Consider the following 16,892-nt stretch of genomic DNA (forward strand, 5'->3'; position numbering starts at 1 on the left):
TGCGTTCACCCTGACCTGCTCAAACTGTCTGGTAGCCAGTGAAAGGACGAATCGCCATGGACGCAACCGACAGCCTTTTGGTCACCCGCACACCAACCGCACAACGCCCCTTGTTGGGATTGACCGTGCTTTTGGTCGAGGACAGCCGCTTTGCAAGCGAGGCTATCCGCCTGCTGTGCCTGCGATCGGGCGCGCGCATCAGGCGGGCCGACAGCCTGCTGACGGCAGAGCGGCATCTTGCTGTCTACCGGCCTTCGGTCACGCTGGTCGATCTGGGGTTGCCGGACGGATCGGGGCTGGACCTGATCCGCAACCTCGCGCACATGACACCCCGCGTCCCGGTGATCATCGGCACCAGCGGGGATGAAACCGCGCGGGACGCAGTGATCCGGGCCGGAGCGGATGGCTTTCTGGCCAAGCCCATCGACAATCTGGCTGCGTTCCAGTCGGCGATCCTGCAACATCTGCCCGCAGACCGGCAACCCCCCGGCCCGCGCCCTCTGCCGGACGAACGGGTCGAACCGGACCGGATCGCCTTGCGCGACGATCTTTCGCAGGTTGCACAGTTGCTGGGCCAAGCCGACACGCTCCGCGCGTTGCCCTATGTCATGCAGTTTCTGGGCGGTGTGGCGCGCAGCGGGAAGGACGCGGATCTGTCACGTGCCGTCCGCGCAGTCGAAATCGCACGCAACCGGTCCCAGAATCCGCATGCACAGGTCGCAGCCCTGTCGCACCTCGTGCAACAGCGCCTTGCGGCGGGCGGGCCGCTTTAGCTTTCGGCTGGCACCACGCGCAGGCGCAATTCGCGCAGCTGTTCGTTCATCGGTTCCGACGGCGCGCCCATCATCAGGTCTTCGGCGCGCTGGTTCATCGGGAACATGATGACCTCGCGGATGTTGGACGCATCCGCCAGCAACATGACGATCCGGTCGATCCCCGCCGCACAGCCGCCGTGGGGCGGCGCGCCATACTGGAACGCGTTGACCATGCCGCCGAAGCGCTTGCGCACTTCTTCCTCGCCATAGCCCGCGATCTCGAAGGCCTTGAACATGATCTCGGGCTTGTGGTTGCGGATGGCCCCCGACACCAGCTCGTAGCCGTTGCAGGCCAGATCATACTGGTATCCGCGCACGGCCAATGGGTCGCCCTGCAACGCCTCCATCCCGCCTTGCGGCATGGAAAACGGGTTATGTTCGAAATCGATCTTGCCGGTCTCGGCATCCTGTTCATAGATCGGGAAATCCACGATCCAGGCAAAGGCGAAACGGTCCTTGTCGGTCAGGCCCAGTTCATCACCGATCACGGTGCGCGCACGGCCAGCGACGGCTTCAAACGTCTTGGGCTTGCCGCCAAGGAAAAACGCGGCATCGCCAAGGCCGAGGCCAAGCTGCTGGCGGATTGCCTCGGTCCGTTCGGGGCCGATGTTCTTGGCAAGCGGACCTGCGGCTTCCATCCCGTCCTCACCGTCGCGCCAGAAGATATAGCCCATCCCGGGTAGACCCTCTTTCTGGGCAAAGGCGTTCATGCGGTCGCAGAACTTGCGCGACCCGCCGGTGGGGGCGGGAATGGCGCGGATTTCGGTGCCGTCCTGCTCCAGAAGTTTGGCGAAGATCGCAAAACCGCTGTCGCGGAAATGGTCGGAAACCACCTGCATCTTGATCGGGTTGCGCAGGTCGGGCTTGTCGGTGCCGTACCACAGGGCGGCATCCTTGTAGGAAATCTGTTCCCACGTCTGGTCCACTTTGCGCCCGCCGCCGAATTCCTCGAAAATCCCGCCGATCACCGGCTGGATCGTGTCGAACACATCCTGCTGGGTCACAAACGACATCTCCAAATCGAGTTGGTAGAAATCGGTGGGCGAACGGTCCGCACGCGGGTCTTCATCGCGGAAACAGGGCGCGATCTGGAAATACTTGTCGTAACCGCTAACCATGATGAGCTGCTTGAACTGCTGCGGTGCCTGCGGCAGCGCATAGAACTTGCCCGGATGCAGGCGGCTTGGCACCAGAAAATCCCGCGCGCCTTCGGGGCTGGACGCGGTGATGATCGGTGTCTGGTATTCGCGGAACCCCTTGTCCCACATCCGCCGCCGCATGGAGGCCACGACATCCGACCGCAGTTTCATATTGGTCTGCATCGCCTCGCGGCGCAGGTCGAGATAGCGGTATTTCAGCCGCGTTTCCTCGGGGTATTCCTGATCGCCGAAGACCATCAGCGGCAGTTCCTTGGCCGCGCCCAGCACTTCGATCTCGCGTATGAACACCTCGATCTCGCCGGTGGGCAACTTGGGGTTCACCAGTGCCGCATCGCGCGCCTTCACCTCGCCGTCGATGCGGATGCAGTATTCGGACCGCACCTTTTCCACATCGGCAAAAGCCGCCGAGTCGGGGTCGCACAACACCTGCGTGATCCCGTAATGGTCGCGCAGGTCGATGAACAGGATACCGCCATGGTCGCGCACCCGATTGACCCAGCCGGACAGACGCACGGTCTTGCCCACATCGGCGGCGGTCAGATCGGCACAGGTATGGCTGCGATAGGCGTGCATGGGCGTGGTCCTTTGGCGAAAATACAGGCCCGCCCGATACACTCCTTTGGCTGCCCCGTGTCAACCACTGCTTCGTTCGAGCCCAAATATCCCCGCCGGAGGCCTCCTGATCCGCAGGATCGGGACCAGCTAGGCGCGTTCCAGCACGAAACGGCAGGCCGGATCGCCCGTCGCGCAACAGGCAACCTCGGCGCAGCGCAAGCGGTTATCAACCAGTGACCGGAACAGGGTCTCGAACACCGCGCGGTGCCAGTGGCACAGCGGCGCATCGCTGACCTCGCCGCGCACGATGGGATTGTCGGCGATCTCGAACACCAAAGGTGCCACAACGGCAAACCGCCCCGATCCCGCGAAGGTCCAGGCATGGCGCGCGATCGCTGCGGACAACAGCCGCGCGGCCAGCGGGCGCGGCACCACCCGCAGCACCACCTGCGCCGCGCGGGGAATCCGGTGCGCCATGATGTACTGCGCTGTCCGCACCCCTGCGGCCCATGCCAAGGCGGGCGCAAGCTCGGGGTCGATCATGCGCAAGGCCTGATGCAGGCGGGCGGCGGGGGCCTCGGGCATCAATCCCGCATCAGAGGGTGGCGCGAATAGCCCTGCCGCCGCCATCACGCGGTCACGCAAGGCCACACCGCCCGCCTGTTCCAGCACCGGAAGCATCTGCAACACCGCATTCGGCCCAATCAGGCCAAGCTTGGCATCCTCAGACCTCCTCCATTTGATCGGCACCACCGCCGCAAGCCTTGACCTGCGCGCCGTTGGGCATCTTGAAATCGGCGTTCCGCTGGAGGCTGCGTTCCTTGCCCTGGGCGCGCAGAGCCTCGCGGCGTTCGGCGGCGCGGGCGGCCTTGTCGGCGCTAGCGTCCCAATCCTCCATCTGCGCCTCGGCGATGGTGCGGGTCGCGTCGAACTGGAAATCAAGGTTGTTCTTGGACTGCGGCCCCGTATAGCCGACCTTGCCCAGATCATAGAAGGTGCGCGCAAACCCCGCCTTCATGAATGCCTTGAGACAGCCCAGCAGATACCGCCGCCGGAAGCCCGTGCCGCGCCACGGGTAATGGAACAGCGCCTTTTTCATATAGAAACGGCGGTAATTGTTCATCACCCCGTCCAGCAATTCGCCCCGCGTCATGGCGGCGGGTTTCATGATCGGGGTCACGAAATTATAGCGGCTGAAGTCGAACACCTCGACCTTGTCCTTCAGCTCTTGAAACAGCGGTGTGAAAGGCCAAGGCGTATACATCGCCCAGTTGGCAAGGTCCGGCTGCCAGTCCCATGCCATCTTGTAGGTCTCGTTCAGCGTCTCGGGCGTCTCGTTATCGAGCCCGACGATGAACTGCGCCTCGACCAGAATATCGGCCTCGCGCAGCAGGCGGATCGCGGTCTTGTTTTCCTCGACCTTGGTTTCCTTGTTGAACTGGTCGAGCTTCATCTGCGCGGCAGCTTCGGTCCCCAGACTGACATGGACCAGCCCTGCCTTGCGGTAGAATTTCAACAGATCGCGGTCGCGGTAAATGTCGGTCACACGCGTATTGATGCCCCATTTCACACGGTCCGGCAGGCCGCGCGCGATCAATTCCTCGCAGAACTGGATGAATTTCTTGCGGTTGATCGTCGGTTCCTCGTCGGCAAGGATGAAGAACCCCACGCCCTGATCGTTCACCAGCCGTTCGACTTCATCGACCACCTTCTTGGGGTCGCGGACGCGGTAATCGCGCCAGAATTTCCACTGGCTGCAGAAGGAACAGGTGAACGGACAGCCGCGCGCCATGTTCGGGATCGCGACGCGGGTGTTCAGCGGGATGTAGATGTATTTTTCCCATTCCAGAATCGTCCAGTCGGGGTCGATCCCGTCGAGATCCTTGACCGTGCTGGCGGCGGGGGTCGCGACGATGTCATCCCCGTCGATAAAGGCCAGCCCCTTGATCTGGCGCTTGTCCGCAGGCCAGCGCCCGTCGCGGACGGCCAGCATCAGTTCGGTGATGATCTCCTCGCCTTCGCCGCGCACGATGACATCGACCCACGGCGCCTCTGACAGGACCTGTTTATACATGAAGGTCGCGTGGATACCGCCCAACACGCGCAAGGCGTCTGGCACCTGTTCTTTCGCGATGCGCAAAACCTCCTCGGCGCGATAGATCGAGGGGGTGATCGCGGTCACACCCACCACATCGGGCTTGATCCCGGCGATACGGCCTGCCAGATCATCGTCCGAGATGTCGTTCGTCATCGCGTCGATGAAATGGATATCGTCAAACCCGACGCGGCGCAGCGACCCTGTCAGATAGGCGACCCAAGCCGGCGGCCAGGACCCGGCGATTTCCGCGCCACCAGAGCGGTAATTGGGGTGAATGAACAGAATCCGCATGGCCTTCTCCATAATGTGTCCACTTTGTGTTACACATTAGGTGTCAACTTTAATTGACATGGATCAATTAGCCCTGCGACAGGTCCCGACAGACCTTGCACATGTCCGCGTCATCCCTATAACCCACGACAATTTGCACATCAGGGGGCAGTACGATGCCAAAGCGGACCGACATCAAATCGATCATGATCATTGGCGCGGGTCCCATCATTATCGGGCAGGCCTGCGAATTTGACTATTCCGGCGCACAGGCCTGCAAGGCCCTGCGCGAGGAAGGGTATCGTGTCATCCTCGTCAATTCCAACCCTGCCACGATCATGACCGATCCGGGACTGGCGGATGCCACCTATATCGAACCGATCACCCCCGAAATCGTCGCCAAGATCATCGAAAAGGAACGCCCCGACGCGCTGTTGCCCACGATGGGCGGACAGACAGGGCTAAACACATCGCTGGCGCTGGCCGACATGGGTGTGCTGGAAAAATTCGGGGTCGAGATGATCGGCGCGAAACGCGAAGCCATCGAAATGGCCGAAGACCGCAAGCTGTTCCGCGACGCGATGGACCGTCTGGGGATTGAAAACCCCAAGGCGACGATCATCACAGCGCCCAAGATGGACAACGGCAAACGCGACATCAAGGCGGGGCTGCAACTGGCCATCGACGCCATTGAATATGTGGGCCTCCCCGCGATCATCCGCCCCGCCTTTACCCTTGGCGGCACGGGCGGGGGTGTCGCCTATAACCGCGAACAATATGAGTATTATTGCCGCACGGGGATGGAAGCATCCCCCGTCGGGCAGATTCTGGTCGATGAATCCCTGCTCGGCTGGAAAGAATTCGAGATGGAGGTCGTGCGCGACAAGGCCGACAACGCGATCATCGTTTGCGCCATCGAAAACGTCGATCCGATGGGCGTGCATACCGGCGACAGTATTACTGTCGCCCCTGCCCTGACCCTGACCGACAAGGAATACCAGATCATGCGCAACGGCAGCATCGCCGTGTTGCGCGAAATCGGGGTCGAAACCGGCGGGTCCAACGTGCAATGGGCGATCAACCCCGCCGACGGGCGCATGGTCGTGATCGAGATGAACCCGCGCGTGTCGCGGTCCTCGGCGCTGGCGTCCAAAGCCACGGGTTTCCCGATTGCAAAAATCGCGGCGAAGCTGGCGGTGGGCTATACACTCGATGAACTCGACAACGATATCACCGGCGTCACCCCTGCATCGTTCGAGCCGACCATCGATTATGTCGTCACGAAGATCCCGCGCTTCGCATTCGAGAAATTCGCAGGCTCCGAACCCCACCTGACCACCGCGATGAAATCCGTGGGCGAGGCGATGGCGATTGGCCGCACTTTCCACGAATCGATGCAAAAGGCGCTGGCGTCCTTGGAAACCGGCCTGACCGGTTTCGACGAAATCACCATCCCCGGCGCGCCCGATGCTGCCGCCATCACCAAGGCACTGGCGCAACAGACCCCCGACCGGATCCGCGTGATCGCACAGGCCATGCGCTATGGCATGTCCGATGATGACATCCACGCGGTCACGAAATTCGACCCTTGGTTTCTGGCCCGCATCCGCGAAATCATCGACGCCGAGGCCGAGATCCGCAAAAACGGCCTGCCCGTGACCGAAACCGGCCTGCGCAAGATCAAGATGATGGGCTTTACCGACGCCCGCCTTGCCAAGCTGACCGGCCGGACCGAAGATAACGTCCGCCGCGCGCGCCACAACCTTGGCGTAACAGCGGTGTTCAAACGGATCGACACCTGCGGCGCGGAATTCGAGGCGCAGACGCCTTACATGTATTCGACCTATGAAACCCCTGTCATGGGCGATGTCGAATGCGAGGCGCGCCCGTCGAACCGCAAAAAGGTCGTCATTCTGGGTGGCGGACCAAACCGGATCGGCCAAGGGATCGAATTCGATTATTGCTGCTGTCATGCCTGCTATGCCCTGACCGATCAGGGCTATGAGACGATCATGATCAACTGCAACCCCGAAACCGTGTCGACCGATTACGACACGTCGGACCGGCTCTATTTCGAACCGCTGACCTTTGAACACGTCATGGAAATCCTGCGCGTCGAACAGGAAAACGGCGTGCTGCACGGCGTGATCGTGCAATTCGGCGGCCAGACCCCGCTGAAGCTCGCCAATGCGCTGCATGACGCGGGCATCCCGATCCTTGGGACCACACCCGACGCCATCGATCTGGCCGAGGACCGCGAGAGGTTCCAGCAACTGGTGCAGAAACTGGGGCTGAAACAGCCCGTGAACGGCATCGCCCATTCCGACGCCGAAGCTTTCGAGATCGCCAAGACCATCGGTTTCCCTCTTGTGATCCGCCCGTCCTATGTGCTGGGTGGCCGCGCGATGGAAATCGTGCGCGATCAGGCGCAGTTGGAACGCTATATCTCCGAAGCTGTGGTCGTGTCCGGTGACAGCCCCGTGTTGCTTGACAGCTACCTGTCGGGCGCGGTCGAGGTGGATGTGGACTGCCTGTCCGACGGCACCGCCACCCATGTCGCGGGCATCATGCAGCATATCGAAGAGGCGGGCGTCCATTCTGGTGACAGCGCCTGTTCGTTGCCGCCCTATTCGCTGTCTGCCGCAATGATCGCCGAAATCCGCGTCCAGACCGAAAAACTGGCCAAGGCGCTGAATGTCGTAGGCCTGATGAACATCCAGTTCGCAGTGAAAAACGAAGAGGTCTACCTGATCGAGGTGAACCCCCGCGCATCGCGCACCGTGCCTTTCGTCGCCAAGGCGACTGATTCAGCTATCGCCTCTATCGCCGCACGGCTGATGGCGGGTGAACCTTTGTCCAACTTCCCGCTGCGCGCGCCTTATCCGGTCACGGAAAACCCGATGGATGTGCTGCCTTTGGGCGATGCCTTCACGCTAGCCGATCCCAACACGCCGTGGTTCTCGGTGAAAGAGGCCGTGCTGCCCTTTGCCCGTTTCCCCGGTGTGGATACGATCCTTGGGCCGGAAATGCGGTCAACAGGTGAGGTCATGGGCTGGGACAGGTCGTTCCCCCGTGCCTTCCTCAAGGCACAGATGGGCGCGGGCACCAACCTCCCCACCGAAGGGACCGTGTTCATTTCGATCCGTGACGAAGACAAGACAGCCGATATGGTCGAAGCGGGTAAAATCCTCCTCTCGCTCGGGTTTCAGATCGTGGCGACGCGCGGCACCGCCGCATGGCTGACTGAACACCAGATTGATTGCGAAATCGTCAACAAGGTCTACGAGGGCGGGCTGACCATCGTTGACCGCCTGAAAGACGGCCATATCGCACTGGTGTTCAACACGACCGAAGGCGCGCAGGCGGTCGAGGACAGTCGCGACATCCGCGCGGTCGCGCTTTACGACAAGATCCCCTATTTCACTACCGCCGCTGCCAGCCATGCCGCCGTGCTCGCCATGCAGGCGCGTGAAGAGGGCGACATCGGCGTGCGGGCGTTGCAAGGCTGACCGGACGCCGCGTCCCGATGGACAATCCGGCCAGCCTTGCCCTAGGGTAGCGCACGATTTACGGGAGCGGACATGCACAAGGCAGCCATCACCGGGACTGGGGTCTTCACCCCGTCCCAGGTCATCACCAATGACGAACTGGTCGCGGCCTTCAACGCCCATGCGGACCTGTGGAACGCGCAGAACGCCGATGCCATCACCGCGGGCGCGGTCGAGGCCAAGCCGCATTCCTCGGCCGATTTCATCCTTGCCGCCTCGGGGATCGAACAGCGCTATGTGCTGGACAAATCGGGTGTGATGGACCCCGCGCGCATGTTCCCGCGTCTGCCGCAGCGCCCCGATGACGCGCCCGGCTATATGGCCGAAATCGGCCTTGATGCCGCCCAAAAGGCGCTGGCAGCGGCGGGCGTCGATGCTGCGAACGTTGATCTGGTGATCTGTGCCGCGTCCAACATGGAACGCGCCTATCCGGCGATTGCCGTGGAAATCCAGCAGCTTCTGGGTGCGGGCGGCTTTGCCTTCGACATGAACGTCGCCTGTTCGAGCGCCACTTTCGGCATCCAGACCGCCGCCGACATGATCCGCGCGGGGTCAATCCGCCGCGCGCTGGTCGTCAACCCCGAGATTTGCAGCGCCCATCTGGAATGGCGCGACCGCGATTGCCATTTCATCTTTGGCGATGTGGCGACGGCGACCCTGCTGGAACGCGACGAAGGCTTGGACAAACCGCATTTCAAGGTCCTGTCCACCCGTTGCGCGACACAGTTCAGCAACAACATCCGCAACAACAACGGCTATCTGCGCCGCACCCATGACGCGATGGAGGACCGCCGCGACATGCAGTTCATGCAGAACGGCCGCAAGGTATTCAAAGAGGTGTTGCCACTGGTCAGCCAACACATCGCCGACCATCTGGATGCCGAAGGTGTGAGCGCCGACAGCCTGCGCAGGCTCTGGCTGCATCAGGCCAACAAGACGATGAACGATTACATTGGCCGCAAGGTGCTGGGCCGCGTGCCTGCGCCCGACGAGCAACCGAACATCCTGCAGGATTATGCCAATACGTCCTCCGCCGGATCGATCATCGCTTTTGCGCAGAACTCGGCCGATCTGTCGGCGGGTGACAAAGGGCTGATCTGTTCGTTTGGCGCAGGCTATTCGGTGGGATCGGTGATCGTGGAACGGGCCTGAGCCGGATCAGGTCTTGGTCCAGACCGCCATTGCCGTGCCGCCCGGTTCACGGAATTCGAAACGCCGCCCGCCGGGGAAATCGAAAATCTCTTGCGTGATCTCGGCACCAGCCGCGCTGATCCGGTCATAGGCTTCCTGCAGATCATCGGCATGCAGCACGACAAGCGGTGCTTTGGCGGGGGCGCGCTCGATGCCGCCACCGATGCCCGCACCCTGGATGTCGCGGTAATCGGGGCCGTAATTCACGAAATCCCAGCCGAAAGCCTTGGCGAAGAAGTCCTGCGTGACCTCCAGCCGCGCGCTGTAGAATTCCACGTAGTCGATCCGCAAATTTTGAGTCATGGAGCTATCCACTGCTATGATGGCGCGAATGTTCCCTATACGTTCACACCTGTCAACCACTGACCCGTTGATGCACATCCTGCAAGGATTCGACCCGTTCGGAATAGCGGTCCGTCAGCATCCTGTCGCGACTGCGGGTCATGAGGGTGAAGCGCGCGAGTTCCTCCATCACATCGACGATCCGGTTGTAGAGCGGGGACGGTTTCATGCGCCCGCCCTCGAACTCCTTCCACGCCATCGGGACGGATGACTGGTTAGGAATGGTGATCAGCCGCATCCATCGCCCCAGAATCCGCATCTGGTTGACGGTGTTGAACGACTGCGACCCGCCCGAGACCTGCATCAGCGCCAGCGTCTTGCCCTGCGTCGGGCGGATGCCGCCGATGGGCGACAGCGGCAGCCAGTCGATTTGGGTTTTCATGATGCCCGTCATCGCACCGTGCCGTTCGGGACTGGACCAGACCATACCTTCGGACCAAAGCGCGAGGTCGCGCAGTTCGGCGACCTTGGGGTGATCGGTACCGACCCCGTCAGCCGGCAACGGCAGGCCGGAGGGGTCGAAGAACCGCGTCTCGCAGCCCAGCGCGCGCAACACCCGCGCGCCTTCCTCGGCGCAGAGGCGCGAATAGCTGACGGGGCGCAATGATCCGTAAAGCAAAAGGATACGCGGCGGATGGCCCGCATCATCCGGCCCCGCAAGGGCGGCATGGTCCAGCGGCTGCAAGGCACCGGGGGTGATATTGGGCAGATCGGACAGGTCCATGGGCGTCCCTTTCGGATGTGGTCGGTGATGGACCTATCACAGATGGCGCGGGTGAACAGGCCTGCGGGTCTTGCCAAGCTTGCGCGGGCAAGGCAAATCAGCGGGATGGCAAAGCTATATTTCAACTATTCCACCATGAACGCGGGCAAATCGACCGTGCTTTTGCAGGCGTCGCACAACTATATCGAACGCGGGATGCAGACCTATCTGATGATCGCGCAGTTGGATAATCGCGCGGGCCACGGCAGGATCGGCAGCCGGATCGGGATTGGCGCGGATGCCGACACTTTCGCCCCCGGCGAGGACCTGTTCGCCAAGATAAAGGCGCGGCTGGACGCGGGCCCCTGCGCTTGCGTGTTCATCGACGAGGCACAATTTCTGGACCCCGCACAGGTCTGGCAACTGGCGCGCGCGGTCGATGATCTGGGCGTGCCGATCATGACCTTTGGCTTGCGCGTCGATTTTCTGGGGGCGCTGTTTCCGGGGTCTGCCGCGCTTCTGGCGCTGGCGGACGAGATGCGCGAGGTCCGCACGATCTGCCATTGCGGCAAGAAGGCGACGATGGTCGTGCGCAAGGATGCCGATGGTCGCGTGCTGAGCACCGGCGACCAGATCGTGATCGGCGGGAATGACCGCTATGTATCGCTGTGTCGCCGTCACTGGCGGCAGGAAATGGGCGAGGACGTGCCGGAGAAGAAAAACTTTTAGGCCTCCGGCGGGGATATTTGGGCTCGGAAGATCGGGTCAATAAAAGCTTTGTGGGTCAATGTCGATCGCAAGGCGCAGGTTCGCGGGCAAGCGGAACTGCGCGACCCAGTGCGCGAGGGCTGTTTGCAGCGGCGCGGATTTGTCGGCCTTGACCAGCAGGCGCACGCGGTGTTTGCCGCGTACGCGGGCGATGGGGGCGGGGGCGGGGCCGAACACTTGCGCACCGATCTGGCGCAAGGGCGCGTCGCGGCGGGCCATGTCGTTGCCGAGATCAAATACCGCCTTCAGGTCCGGCCCGCTGAGGATGATGCCTGCCATCCGCCCGTAGGGTGGCACGCCAGCCGCGCGGCGCTCAGTCGCCTCGGCTGACCAGAAACTTTCCTCGTCCCCGTTCAGGATCGCGCGGATCACGGGGTGATCGGGCTGGTAGGTCTGCAACAGGGCGACACCGGGGGTTGCAGCGCGCCCCGCGCGACCCGCGACCTGCCGCATTAGTTGGAACGTCCGTTCAGCGGCGCGCAGATCGGACCCTTGCAGGCCCAGATCAGCGTCGATCACGCCGACCAGCGTGAGATGCGGAAAGTTATGCCCTTTGGCGACCAGCTGTGTGCCGATGATGATATCGGTGCCGCCCGCAGCGATCTCGGCGATATGTGCCTTCATCGCGCGGGCCGATCCGTACAGGTCCGAGGACAGCACGGCGATACGGGCGTCGGGGAACAGCGCGGCGACTTCCTCGCCCATGCGTTCCACGCCGGGGCCGACAGCGGCGAGCTTGTCGGCAGCGCCACAGGACGGACAGATCACGGGGATCGGTTTCGTCTCGCCGCATTGGTGGCACATCAGCCGCTTTTGAAAGCGGTGTTCCACCATCCGCGCATCGCAATGGTCGCAGCCGATCTGGTGCCCGCAGGCCCGACACAGGGTAACGGGCGCATAGCCGCGGCGGTTGAGAAAGATCAGCGATTGTTCGCCTTTCTCCAGCCGGTCGGCGATGGCGTCGCGCAGGGTGGGTGACACCCAGCGTCCATGCGGCAAATCCTCGACCCGCATGTCGATGGCGGCCATGTCCGGCATGACAGCCGCGCCGAACCGCGATGTCAGGTCGAGCCGCGCGTATTTGCCCGCCTGCGCATTGGCCCAGCTTTCAAGACTTGGCGTGGCCGAGGCCAGCACCACCTGTGCCCCGCAAAGGGCCGCGCGCAGCACCGCCATGTCGCGGGCGTTATAGAGCACGCCGTCCTCTTGTTTGTAGGACGTGTCGTGTTCTTCATCGACTACGATCAGGCCAAGGTTCCGGAACGGCAGGAACAACGCCGAGCGTGCGCCAACCACCAGTTGCGCATCGCCCTGCCCGACCATCCGAAAGCAGCGCCGCCGTTCAGTCATCGTCACGCCCGAATGCCATTCGGCGGGGCGCATGCCGAACCGCGCCTCGACCCGTTCGATAAATTCGCCCGACAGCGCGATTTCGGGCAGCAGCACCAGCGCCTGTTTGCCCATGCGCAGGGCTTCGGCAACGGCCTCGAGGTACACCTCGGTTTTGCCGGAGCCGGTGACACCTTTCAGCAGGGTCGTGCCATAGCCGTCCTTGCGCAGGGCTGTGCGCAGCGCCGCGGCCCCAGCCGCCTGATCGGGGTTCAGCGTCTTGCCGCCGTGGTCGGGGTCCAGCGGCGGATAGGGGACATCACGCGGTGCGTCCTCTTCCAGAACCGCACCCTGGGCAACCAGCCCTTTGACGACCGAGGTGCCGACATCCGCAGCCTCGGCCAGTTCGCCAAGGGTAAAGGCCAGCCCGCCATAGTCGCGCAGCACGGCCAGCACCTTGTCGCGGGCGGCGGTCTTTCGGTCTGGTTCGCCGGTGCCAAGGCGGTAGACCTTGCGCATGGAGGGCGCATCACCCAAGCCCGGCGCACGGGTGCCAAGGCGCAGCATCGCGGGCATGGGTGTCAGCGTGTAATCGGCAGCGCGGGTCAGAAAATCACGCATCTCGTCGCGCATGGGTGCCACGTCCAGCACGCGGATCACCGACCGGATTTTCGCAAGATCATAATCCCCCTGCCCCGGCCCCCAGACGACACCCAACACCTTGCGCGGACCCAGCGGCACCTCGACAAAGGCACCCAGATGGCAGCCGCCTTCAGGGGCCTTGTAATCCAGAAGCCGGTCAAGCGGTTGTGTCGTCAGAACGCCGACCAGATCGCCTTGATGAAAGTAGCTCTGGGTCATAACCGCCTTTTGAGGGTTCACGCTGCCTGCGTCCTCAGGTAAACGCTGGACCAACAAACACCAACCCATCCCCGGAGGGAAGTTATGAAGTTTTTCGTCGATACGGCCGAGATTGACCAGATCAAGGAGCTTAACGACCTTGGCATGGTGGACGGGGTCACCACGAACCCGTCGCTGATCGCCAAATCGGGGCGTGACATCCTCGAAGTCACCAAGGAAATCTGTGATCTTGTAAAAGGTCCGGTGTCGGCCGAAGTCGTGGCGCTGGACGCCGAAACCATGCTGGCGGAAGGCCGCAAGCTGGCCAAGATTGCTGACAACATCGCCGTCAAGGTGCCGCTGACATGGGCGGGTCTCAAAACCTGCAAGACGCTGTCGGACGAAGGGATCATGGTTAACGTCACCCTGTGTTTCTCGGCCAATCAGGCGCTGCTCGCGGCCAAGGCGGGGGCGACCTTCATCAGCCCGTTCATCGGGCGGCTGGATGACATCAACCTCGACGGTCTGGAACTGATCGAGGATATCCGCACGATCTATGACAATTACGGCTTCAAGACGCAGATCCTTGCCGCCTCGATCCGCACCGCAAACCATATGTCCGATTGCGCCAAGATCGGGGCCGATGTGGCCACGGCTCCGCCTGCCGTGATCAAGGCGATGGCGAACCATATCCTGACGGACAAGGGTCTGGCTGGTTTCATGGCCGATGTGGAAAAGGCCGGAATCAAGATCCTCTGATGCAGAAGGCGTAAGGTGGGTCCGGACCCACCTTAGCTGCAGCCCTTGGCAAAAACGCCACGCCATGGCGCCGTGCTGAAAAAAGTTGCGGCATCCCGCACCCAGACCTGCTAGCTTGTGACAAAACAAAAGCAGAGCAGCCCTATGACCAAGACCTCACTGGCGGATGACCTTCGCGCGAAGATCATTGCGAATCCCGATTTCCTTTTGGACGACCACGACGTGATGCGCGCGCTGGTCGGTGCCAATGACGATGCGCGCGGCGGCAATATCGTCGACCTGCGCGCCATCGCGATGGAACGCCTAGAGGCGCGTTTCGATCGGCTGGAAGACACCCATCGCAATGTCATCGCCGCTGCCTATGACAATCTGGCAGGCACCAATCAGGTGCATCGCGCGATCCTGCGGATGATGGATGCCCAGACATTCGCGAGCTTTCTGCGCGATCTGACCGGCGATGTGGCCGATACGTTGCGTGTCGATGCGGTCCGGCTGGCGCTGGAAACGGACACGCCCGCAGAGCATCCCGACATGGACCCCGCTATCGTCGTGGTCGAGACCGGCTTTGTCGAAAGCTATATCACGCTGGGCCGGAACATGCCCGCCCGTCAGGTCACCCTGCGCAAGTTCCAGAACGTCGGCGCCAGCCTTTATGGCGACCGCGCGCCATTCATCCAGTCCGAAGCTTGCCTGAAACTGGATCTGGGCGAAGGACGCAGGCCCGCCATGCTGGTCATGGGCAGCGAGAACCCTACGCAATTCAGCCAACAGCAAGGCACCGACCTGCTGGCTTTCTTCACCGGCGTGCTGGAACGGGTGCTGCGCCGCTGGCTGGCCTGATGGCATTCATCTCGCCCGCGCTGACCGCAACGCTGGATCGCTGGCTGGACCAAGAACGCGCGCTGGCGGGTGTCGCGAACAACACGCTCAAGGCGTATCGCGCCGACGTGCTGGGCTTCATGGCGTTCCTGACGCAGCACAACGGCGATGCGCAGGGGCTGGCGCCGCTGGCGCGTGTGACCATGTCGGACATGCGTGCATGGATGGCGCATGAACGCGGGCGCGGTGTGGCGGCACGCTCGCTTGCGCGGTCGCTATCGGCGGTCAAGTCGTTCTATCGCTGGCTGGCCGCGCGCGAAGGGTTCGAGCCGACCGCCGTTTTGTCCACGCGCTCGCCCAAGTTCCAGCCCAAGCTGCCCCGCCCGCTGACGGCCCCTGCCGCCAGTGACATGATTGACCAGATCGGGTTGCAGGCCCGCGAGCCTTGGGTTGCGGCGCGCGATACCGCTGTCGTCACCCTACTTTATGGCTGCGGCCTGCGCATATCCGAGGCGCTGTCGCTGCAAGGCCGCGACGCGCCGCTGCCACCCGTGCTGCGGATCACCGGCAAGGGCGGCAAGGAACGGATCGTCCCGGTGCTCGAGATCGCGCGCGAGGCTGTCACGGGCTATCTGCGGCTGTGCCCTTACGCCCAGACCGCCGATGCGCCGCTGTTCCGCGCCGTGCGGGGCGGGCCGTTGGCCCCCCGTGCGATCCAGAAGGTTGTCGAACAGACGCGCCTGCAACTGGGTCTGCCCGCGACGGCGACGCCGCATGCCCTGCGCCATTCTTTTGCGACGCATCTGATGGCAGCGGGCGGTGATCTGCGCAGCATTCAGGAACTGCTTGGACATGCGTCATTGTCCACGACGCAAGCCTATACAGCCGTCGATGCCGCCCAACTGATGGCCGTCTACGACCGCGCCCATCCCAAAGCCTGAGTTTGGCGTTGCCCTATGATGAAAATTAGCTATGACGGTTTGATGACTTTACGCGCCAAGGCCCTTTCCGTTCACCTGCTGACAGCCTCTGGCGCCGTATTCGCAATGCTGGCGATGCTGGCGGCGGTAGATCAAAAATGGAACCTGATGTTCCTGTGGCTGGTCGTCGCGTTTTTCGTGGACGGGATCGACGGACCGCTGGCGCGCCGCTACGAGGTCAAGCGCAACGCGCCTGTGTTCGACGGCGTGCTGCTGGACCTGATCATCGACTATCTGACCTATGTCTTTGTGCCGGCCTATGCCTTGTTCAAATCCGGCCTGTTGCCGGGCTGGACGGGCTGGACCGCGATCATCGTGATCACTTTTGCCTCAGCGCTCTATTTCGCGGATACGCGGATGAAGACAAAGGATTATTCCTTTTCAGGCTTTCCAAGCTGCTGGAACATGGTGGTGCTGGTGATCTTCGCGCTCGAGCCGAATTTCTGGGTCTCACTGGTGCTGGTATCCGCACTGGCGGTGGGGATGTTCATCCCGCTGAAATTCGTCCATCCCGTGCGCACGCAACGCTGGCGGATGGTGACGTTGCCGATGGCTCTGGCATGGACGTTTTTCGCGGGTTGGGCAGCATGGGTCGGATTCCACCCCGACAGCCCCGCGCATTGGGGGTTGATCGTCACCTCGCTCTATCTGCTGTTCGCAGGCATCGCGCAGCAGATCATGTATGGCAAGGACGGCTGACAGGGCTTTTATGGCT

Annotated in this window: 14 protein-coding genes; 8 read left to right on the forward strand and 6 right to left on the reverse strand. The window is 62.5% G+C overall.

What is annotated here, in order from left to right; all coding sequences use genetic code 11:
* Window positions 1-56: 56 nt before the first annotated feature.
* The gene (locus tag VCK47_RS07680; RefSeq protein ID WP_322891819.1) at window positions 57-773 is read left to right on the forward strand and encodes a response regulator; all 717 of its coding nucleotides are present in this window, start codon (window positions 57-59) and stop codon (window positions 771-773) included.
* Here the strand turns inward: VCK47_RS07680 and aspS are convergent.
* The 3 genes from aspS to bchE form a co-directional block, all read right to left on the reverse strand.
* Window positions 770-2,548 (reverse strand): aspartate--tRNA ligase, encoded by a 1,779-nt coding sequence (aspS, locus tag VCK47_RS07685; RefSeq protein WP_322891820.1) that lies wholly within the window; start codon window positions 2,546-2,548, stop codon window positions 770-772. The genes VCK47_RS07680 and aspS overlap by 4 nt on opposite strands.
* A gap of 129 nt (window positions 2,549-2,677) precedes the next feature.
* Complete coding sequence (gene bchJ, locus VCK47_RS07690; RefSeq protein WP_322891821.1) at window positions 2,678-3,283, reverse strand: bacteriochlorophyll 4-vinyl reductase; 606 nt, start codon at window positions 3,281-3,283, stop codon at window positions 2,678-2,680.
* A complete protein-coding gene (bchE, locus tag VCK47_RS07695) occupies window positions 3,255-4,919 on the reverse strand; it encodes a magnesium-protoporphyrin IX monomethyl ester anaerobic oxidative cyclase (RefSeq protein WP_322891822.1) in 1,665 nt (554 codons plus the stop codon). Before bchE ends, bchJ begins: the two co-directional genes overlap by 29 nt.
* A 155-nt stretch (window positions 4,920-5,074) precedes the next feature.
* Here bchE and carB point away from each other — a divergent pair, with 155 nt between their 5' ends.
* Both carB and VCK47_RS07705 read left to right on the forward strand, forming a co-directional pair.
* A complete protein-coding gene (carB, locus tag VCK47_RS07700; protein ID WP_322891823.1) occupies window positions 5,075-8,407 on the forward strand; it encodes a carbamoyl-phosphate synthase large subunit in 3,333 nt (1,110 codons plus the stop codon).
* 72 nt (window positions 8,408-8,479) lie between these two features.
* Window positions 8,480-9,598 carry a beta-ketoacyl-ACP synthase III gene (locus tag VCK47_RS07705; RefSeq protein WP_322891824.1) on the forward strand — a complete coding sequence of 373 codons (1,119 nt, stop codon included), beginning with the start codon at window positions 8,480-8,482 and terminating at the stop codon, window positions 9,596-9,598.
* 6 nt (window positions 9,599-9,604) lie between these two features.
* Here VCK47_RS07705 and VCK47_RS07710 read toward each other — a convergent pair whose 3' ends face one another.
* Both VCK47_RS07710 and arsH read right to left on the reverse strand, forming a co-directional pair.
* Window positions 9,605-9,940 carry a VOC family protein gene (locus VCK47_RS07710; RefSeq protein ID WP_322891825.1) on the reverse strand — a complete coding sequence of 112 codons (336 nt, stop codon included), beginning with the start codon at window positions 9,938-9,940 and terminating at the stop codon, window positions 9,605-9,607.
* 52 nt (window positions 9,941-9,992) lie between these two features.
* Entirely contained in the window at window positions 9,993-10,703 is a 711-nt protein-coding gene (arsH, locus tag VCK47_RS07715; protein ID WP_322891826.1) for an arsenical resistance protein ArsH, read from the reverse strand.
* A 105-nt stretch (window positions 10,704-10,808) separates the two neighbouring features.
* On the opposite strand from arsH, the gene VCK47_RS07720 reads away from it, so the two are divergent.
* Window positions 10,809-11,411, forward strand: coding sequence for a thymidine kinase (locus tag VCK47_RS07720; protein WP_322892020.1), 603 nt, complete (start codon window positions 10,809-10,811; stop codon window positions 11,409-11,411).
* Between the two features lie 36 nt (window positions 11,412-11,447).
* On the opposite strand, the gene VCK47_RS07725 is transcribed toward VCK47_RS07720, so the two are convergent.
* Window positions 11,448-13,640 (reverse strand): primosomal protein N', encoded by a 2,193-nt coding sequence (locus tag VCK47_RS07725; protein ID WP_322891827.1) that lies wholly within the window; start codon window positions 13,638-13,640, stop codon window positions 11,448-11,450.
* 84 nt (window positions 13,641-13,724) lie between these two features.
* Between VCK47_RS07725 and fsa the strand changes: the two genes are divergently transcribed.
* From fsa to VCK47_RS07745, 4 genes are all read left to right on the forward strand, one after another.
* On the forward strand, window positions 13,725-14,378 hold the full coding sequence (gene fsa, locus VCK47_RS07730; RefSeq protein ID WP_322891828.1) for a fructose-6-phosphate aldolase: 654 nt from the start codon (window positions 13,725-13,727) through the stop codon (window positions 14,376-14,378).
* Window positions 14,379-14,522: 144 nt separating this feature from the next.
* Window positions 14,523-15,218, forward strand: a complete 696-nt coding sequence (locus VCK47_RS07735) for a DUF484 family protein (RefSeq protein ID WP_322891829.1) — start codon at window positions 14,523-14,525, stop codon at window positions 15,216-15,218.
* Complete coding sequence (locus VCK47_RS07740; RefSeq protein ID WP_322891830.1) at window positions 15,218-16,138, forward strand: tyrosine recombinase XerC; 921 nt, start codon at window positions 15,218-15,220, stop codon at window positions 16,136-16,138. Before VCK47_RS07735 ends, VCK47_RS07740 begins: the two co-directional genes overlap by 1 nt.
* Window positions 16,139-16,180: 42 nt before the next feature.
* Window positions 16,181-16,876 carry a CDP-alcohol phosphatidyltransferase family protein gene (locus tag VCK47_RS07745; RefSeq protein ID WP_322891831.1) on the forward strand — a complete coding sequence of 232 codons (696 nt, stop codon included), beginning with the start codon at window positions 16,181-16,183 and terminating at the stop codon, window positions 16,874-16,876.
* Window positions 16,877-16,892: the final 16 nt, after the last annotated feature.

The sequence above is a fragment of the Yoonia sp. 72 genome, from assembly GCF_034652275.1.
In the GTDB taxonomy this organism is placed as follows: Bacteria; Pseudomonadota; Alphaproteobacteria; order Rhodobacterales; family Rhodobacteraceae; genus Yoonia.

Excerpts from the sequence above, each read along its gene's own strand:
- VCK47_RS07680 (WP_322891819.1), top strand. The coding sequence starts at position 57 with ATGGACGCAACCGACAGCCTTTTGGTCACCCGCACACCAACCGCACAA.
- VCK47_RS07725 (WP_322891827.1), bottom strand. The coding sequence starts at position 13,640 with ATGACCCAGAGCTACTTTCATCAAGGCGATCTGGTCGGCGTTCTGACG.
- VCK47_RS07740 (WP_322891830.1), top strand. The coding sequence starts at position 15,218 with ATGGCATTCATCTCGCCCGCGCTGACCGCAACGCTGGATCGCTGGCTG.
- VCK47_RS07720 (WP_322892020.1), top strand. The coding sequence starts at position 10,809 with ATGGCAAAGCTATATTTCAACTATTCCACCATGAACGCGGGCAAATCG.
- carB (WP_322891823.1), top strand. The coding sequence starts at position 5,075 with ATGCCAAAGCGGACCGACATCAAATCGATCATGATCATTGGCGCGGGT.
- fsa (WP_322891828.1), top strand. The coding sequence starts at position 13,725 with ATGAAGTTTTTCGTCGATACGGCCGAGATTGACCAGATCAAGGAGCTT.
- arsH (WP_322891826.1), bottom strand. The coding sequence starts at position 10,703 with ATGGACCTGTCCGATCTGCCCAATATCACCCCCGGTGCCTTGCAGCCG.
- VCK47_RS07745 (WP_322891831.1), top strand. The coding sequence starts at position 16,181 with ATGACTTTACGCGCCAAGGCCCTTTCCGTTCACCTGCTGACAGCCTCT.
- bchE (WP_322891822.1), bottom strand. The coding sequence starts at position 4,919 with ATGCGGATTCTGTTCATTCACCCCAATTACCGCTCTGGTGGCGCGGAA.
- VCK47_RS07710 (WP_322891825.1), bottom strand. The coding sequence starts at position 9,940 with ATGACTCAAAATTTGCGGATCGACTACGTGGAATTCTACAGCGCGCGG.
- VCK47_RS07735 (WP_322891829.1), top strand. The coding sequence starts at position 14,523 with ATGACCAAGACCTCACTGGCGGATGACCTTCGCGCGAAGATCATTGCG.
- VCK47_RS07705 (WP_322891824.1), top strand. The coding sequence starts at position 8,480 with ATGCACAAGGCAGCCATCACCGGGACTGGGGTCTTCACCCCGTCCCAG.
- aspS (WP_322891820.1), bottom strand. The coding sequence starts at position 2,548 with ATGCACGCCTATCGCAGCCATACCTGTGCCGATCTGACCGCCGCCGAT.